5 protein-coding genes and 1 pseudogene are annotated in these 2876 nt (G+C 41.7%); 2 read left to right on the top strand and 4 right to left on the bottom strand.

The annotated features are described in order from the left end of the window. Nucleotides 1-118: 118 nt before the first annotated feature. Genes ACR2PX_RS24695 through ACR2PX_RS24685 form a run of 3 tightly spaced genes read right to left on the bottom strand, consistent with a single transcriptional unit; the run spans nucleotide 119 to nucleotide 1354 of the window. Nucleotides 119-772, bottom strand: coding sequence for a DUF6035 family protein (locus ACR2PX_RS24695; RefSeq protein ID WP_434002012.1), 654 nt, complete (start codon nucleotides 770-772; stop codon nucleotides 119-121). Nucleotides 773-803: 31 nt separating this feature from the next. Then, the gene (locus ACR2PX_RS24690; protein ID WP_434002011.1) at nucleotides 804-1094 is read right to left on the bottom strand and encodes a type II toxin-antitoxin system RelE/ParE family toxin; all 291 of its coding nucleotides are present in this window, start codon (nucleotides 1092-1094) and stop codon (nucleotides 804-806) included. Further along, nucleotides 1082-1354 carry a CopG family ribbon-helix-helix protein gene (locus ACR2PX_RS24685; RefSeq protein WP_434002010.1) on the bottom strand — a complete coding sequence of 91 codons (273 nt, stop codon included), beginning with the start codon at nucleotides 1352-1354 and terminating at the stop codon, nucleotides 1082-1084. Before ACR2PX_RS24685 ends, ACR2PX_RS24690 begins: the two co-directional genes overlap by 13 nt. Nucleotides 1355-1432: 78 nt before the next feature. On the opposite strand from ACR2PX_RS24685, the gene ACR2PX_RS24680 reads away from it, so the two are divergent. Together ACR2PX_RS24680 and ACR2PX_RS24675 are read left to right on the top strand one after the other, a co-directional pair. Next, nucleotides 1433-2152, top strand: a complete 720-nt coding sequence (locus tag ACR2PX_RS24680) for a recombinase family protein (RefSeq protein WP_434002009.1) — start codon at nucleotides 1433-1435, stop codon at nucleotides 2150-2152. A 164-nt stretch (nucleotides 2153-2316) separates the two neighbouring features. Beyond that, nucleotides 2317-2754: a DUF4158 domain-containing protein gene (locus ACR2PX_RS24675; protein WP_434002008.1), complete on the top strand. Its 438-nt coding sequence runs from the start codon at nucleotides 2317-2319 to the stop codon at nucleotides 2752-2754. A 3-nt stretch (nucleotides 2755-2757) separates the two neighbouring features. Here the strand turns inward: ACR2PX_RS24675 and ACR2PX_RS24670 are convergent. Next, a pseudogene (locus tag ACR2PX_RS24670) lies at nucleotides 2758-2876 on the bottom strand (IS701 family transposase); the annotation flags it as partial.

The raw sequence follows: 2876 nt of genomic DNA, 5'->3' as shown, positions 1-2876 counted from the left end.
TTCTGGGACTATCTGACAGACAGGTTAACAGGCAGTGGCTCGTTTCCAAGGCTGACGGACTTGATTGAAAAAGCTTCTCACATACTACCTTGTGGGCTTTGCAGCAGTTATTAAGAAGCTACGTTTTGTTTGTATTGAAAATATCGTTTTCTGTTTGTACAGTGCTCTCAGGATTGAACTGTTGAAACACCCAGAGGATTCGAATTTTCTCCTTCCGGTAAAACTCATTTCTGCCAACGATAACATCAAGAAAAGTCGTTGTAAGCTGTACCTCGAAAACAGTTTTCTGTGATCCGTATAAAGCACTGACATCAGGACGCCGGAAATTTTTGTTTTCGGTTCCCTTGATATGTTCTTCTTGCTTTGCAGTCTGAAATGAAGGGTCTACTAACAAAGCTTGATACAACCTGAACTTCATCTGCTTGTGCGCATCAGACTCTTTAACATTTGCAAAAGTCATTAAGCGCATATCTTCTTTTGAATACTGTCGATCAGTCTTATATGGGCACTCATTATCAATATCTTGATAGTGAGCAAAATGGGCTTTCCTAAGCTGTCCATTCTTCATAACAATATCACGACGAACTTTCAGTTTCTGCAAACACTTACTGCATACCAATGTCCCTTCAGAGTCCTTATTTTGTAGGTTTATTTCAAGTTTTTCACGCAGGTTGTCAAGATAATACTGACCTTTGAGTAAATAGTGATCAGCAGGGTGAACATTGCCAGAATTAAGGTCTAACACTTCCTCAACTGTGTAAAGTTTGCTCATTTCTATGGAAACCTAAACTGCATTACTTATGTCAATAACCAGCCTCTTTCTGGTGTCGTACTGCAAGCACCGTAGTAAGACCATTTTCTATTCGGTATAAAGCAACATAACCACTGTTACCAAAATCAATTAGCCATTCTCTAAATTCTGGTTCCATACCATCAACAGGACGACCAATCTCAGGTTGGCAGGCTAAAACCTTAACACCTGAGCGAATTTCTTTGATCGCACGACTGGCTGATTTTCCATCTTTCTGGGCCAAAAATTGGTGTAACCGTTGAACATCTCTAAGAGCAGAAGGAGACCATATCAGTCGTGACACTTAGGAATCTCCGAATTTTCACCCGCCTCAAGCTTTTCTAACCATGCATCCGCTTCTTCAAGTGTTAGGTGCATACCATTTTCTTGATAGCTGTTCCAAGCATCAAGGGCGTCCTGTTTGAAAGACTCTTTTTTCTCTTCACAAGCTACATAATGACGAATAGCCTCACACATTATCCAATGTGCTGATCGGTGTCTGGCTTCAGCTAAATTCTTAACTCTTCTTTTCAGATCTTCATCAAGTTTTACCGAGGTTACCATTTGCTCCTCCTTTAGTATTAAAAGGTATTACCTATTAATACTATATCATAAGACCTAAAAGTAAAGAAAACCCTCGTTTTGTTTACTTTTGTGTCAAGTGATGAGAATGAGCCTGTTCATAGGATTTTAGGAGTAAAGCTACTCGGTAAAGAAATCAATGTTAATATAATTCCTTTTGGAACGAGTTTATTAACTAATTCGGCACCTTATCAAGGAGAAACGGAAATGCTGATCGGTTATGCACGGGTTTCTACTGATGATCAAAATTTGAGCTTGCAAAGGGATGCTTTAGGGGTAGCCGGTTGTGAGAAAATTTTTGAGGATCAGATTAGTGGAACCAAATCAGAGCGACCTGGATTAAAAAAGACACTGCAATATGCCAGAGATGGGGATGTGATTGTCGTTTGGCGTCTGGATCGACTCAGCCGGTCGCTCAAAGCCCTCATTGAAATGATCACCCTTTTGGAGTCCAGAAACATCGGGCTGAAGAGTTTGCAAGAGGCCATCGATACTTCTTCAAGTTCTGGCAAGCTTATCTTTCATATTTTCGGAGCCTTGGCTGAGTTTGAGCGCAACCTTATCCGTGAACGCACTCAGGCAGGTCTAAAAGCAGCTAGAGCCAGAGGCCGAACAGGTGGAAGACCAAAATCTCTTAACCACGACAAAAGGCTGTTGGCTGTGAAGCTTTACGATGAGCGTAAGCACTCAGTTGACCAGATTTGCGAAATGATGGGAGTCTCTAAGCCCACACTCTACAAGTACATCGAGTCTGTCAGATCATCAGAAAAGGTTTCCTAATTCCATCCAGGCCTCCTTTCTGCCCTGAGCACCTGAATTGTTACCAGCCAATAGTTGCAATTTGAAGCACCAAAAGCACCAAAAGCATCAAAACTGACTATCCTCTTTCTGGAAGAAAAATAGTGCCTGTCACGCCTTACAGTTACTGAATAATTAAGTGGTGTATGTCTCAAAGCAAAGAGAAACGGATTAATATTCTCAGTCAGAATGAAATCGATGAGCTATATGAACGCCCGTCATTCAGCCTTGCTGATCGAGAAGACAGCTTCTCTCTGGACTCTCACATACTTGAGATTATTGCGGATATGCGAAAAGTAGAAACGAAGATTTACTTCATTCTGCTACTTGGGTATTTCCGTTCCAAGCCTGTCGTTCCGAAGTTCGATATAGGTGATATTACAGAAGACATCGAGCACATAAGAGACACTTATTTTCCCAAAACCACCCCAAGCTTTGACAAGCTGGCCAAGGGTACTCGCTCGAATCTTGTCAGCAAAATGTTGGAAGTGTTGGGCTTTGAGCGGCTAACTAAGAGTAAACAGGATGCCTTGGCTGATCGGCTGAAGGATGTTGCGACAATCTGTGCTGATCCTCGATATTAGGACTTACGCATTGATGGCACCTGCTAATTTTGGTAGCAGGTGGTCTTTACTCTTTGCAAAACTCTCAATGAATTTACCAACCGTCTCTTTAAATAGCCCCCGTTGGTGCTGATAAATATTCG

The organism is Endozoicomonas sp. (assembly GCF_051008435.1).
Lineage (GTDB): Bacteria > Pseudomonadota > Gammaproteobacteria > Pseudomonadales > Endozoicomonadaceae > Endozoicomonas_A.
Note: the sequence above shows the minus strand (reverse complement) of the source record. Positions and strands in the feature narration are given on the sequence as shown.

Excerpts from the sequence above, each read along its gene's own strand:
- ACR2PX_RS24695 (WP_434002012.1), bottom strand. The coding sequence starts at position 772 with ATGAGCAAACTTTACACAGTTGAGGAAGTGTTAGACCTTAATTCTGGC.
- ACR2PX_RS24685 (WP_434002010.1), bottom strand. The coding sequence starts at position 1,354 with ATGGTAACCTCGGTAAAACTTGATGAAGATCTGAAAAGAAGAGTTAAG.
- ACR2PX_RS24675 (WP_434002008.1), top strand. The coding sequence starts at position 2,317 with ATGTCTCAAAGCAAAGAGAAACGGATTAATATTCTCAGTCAGAATGAA.